Annotated in this window: 2 protein-coding genes; one reads left to right on the forward strand and one right to left on the reverse strand. The window is 70.7% G+C overall.

Going from position 1 to position 1,083, the window contains the following annotated elements:
* The coding region (locus P409_RS34980; protein ID WP_034849610.1) for an aldo/keto reductase at positions 1-873 on the reverse strand (873 nt) is incomplete at its 3' end.
* Positions 874-986: 113 nt separating this feature from the next.
* Between P409_RS34980 and P409_RS37555 the strand changes: the two genes are divergently transcribed.
* The coding region (locus P409_RS37555) for a LysR family transcriptional regulator (protein WP_152613724.1) at positions 987-1,083 on the forward strand (97 nt) is incomplete at its 3' end.

Genomic DNA, 1,083 nt, shown 5'->3' on the forward strand with positions numbered 1-1,083 from the left:
GGCGGTGACCGCCGGCCAAGCCAGCGTCCAGGCCACCGCCACGGCCGCGACCGAGGTGCCGCGCCGCGCCGCCACCGGCTTCAACGCCTCGGCCAGCGCCAGGTTCCGGGCCAGGCCGTCGCCGGTGAAATGCGGCGAGCGCGAGCGCCAGTCGTCCTTCGGCAGCGCCGCCGCCCGCTCCGCCGTGAAGGCGCCGGTCAGGAGGCCGGACTGCATCGGGCTGTAGACGATGACGCCGGTGTCGTGCCTGGCGCACCAGGGCAGCTCCGCCGCCGCGATGTCGCGCCGGATCGCCGAGAAGGGCGGCTGCAGCGTGTCGACATGGCCGACCGCCTCGGCCCGCGTCAGCAGCTCGACATTGTGGTTGGACAGGCCGACGGCCCGCACCTTCCCTTCCGCCTTCAGGTCGAGGAAGGTCTGCCACAGGGTCTCGATCGAGGTGCCGTCCTCGGCCGGCCAGTGCAGCTGGTACAGGTCGATCCGCTCGACCCCGAGCCTCTTGAGCGAGGCCTCGACCTCGCGCCGCAGGCTGGCCGGGGCGCCGACGCGCTTCGGCACGGCGGTGCGATCGGCCTCGTCCCAGATCAGCCCGCCCTTGGTGAAGACATAGGGCCGCCTGTCGGCCGGGATCTCGCGAAGGGCGCGGCCGACGATCTCCTCGGAATGGCCGAGGCCGTAGACCGCCGCGGTGTCGATCCAGTTGATGCCGACTTCGGCGGCGTGGCGGATGGCGGCGACCGACGCGTCGTCATCCTGCTCGCCCCAGGCGGCGGCCCAGCCGGAGCCGCCGATCGCCCAGGCGCCGAAGCCGACGCGGGTGATCGCCATGTCGGTGGTGCCGAAACGCCGCGTCGGCAGGTGGGTCTCGCTCATCGCTCTGCTCCCCGTCATGTCCGACGACAGGATGGCGGCATCGCATTCAGCGTTCCAATTGAATGTTCAGATCGCATTCAGCATGATCGAAGAACAATCAGCAGAGCGGGACCATGGATCTGAGGCAGCTGGAGCATTTCCTGGCGGTGGCGGAGGAGCAGCATTTCACCCGCGCCGCCCGGCGGGTGAACATCGTCCAGTCCGGCCTGT

Origin of the sequence: Inquilinus limosus MP06, assembly GCF_000767795.1 — a bacterium.
GTDB classification, from domain to species: domain Bacteria; phylum Pseudomonadota; class Alphaproteobacteria; order DSM-16000; family Inquilinaceae; genus Inquilinus; species Inquilinus limosus_E.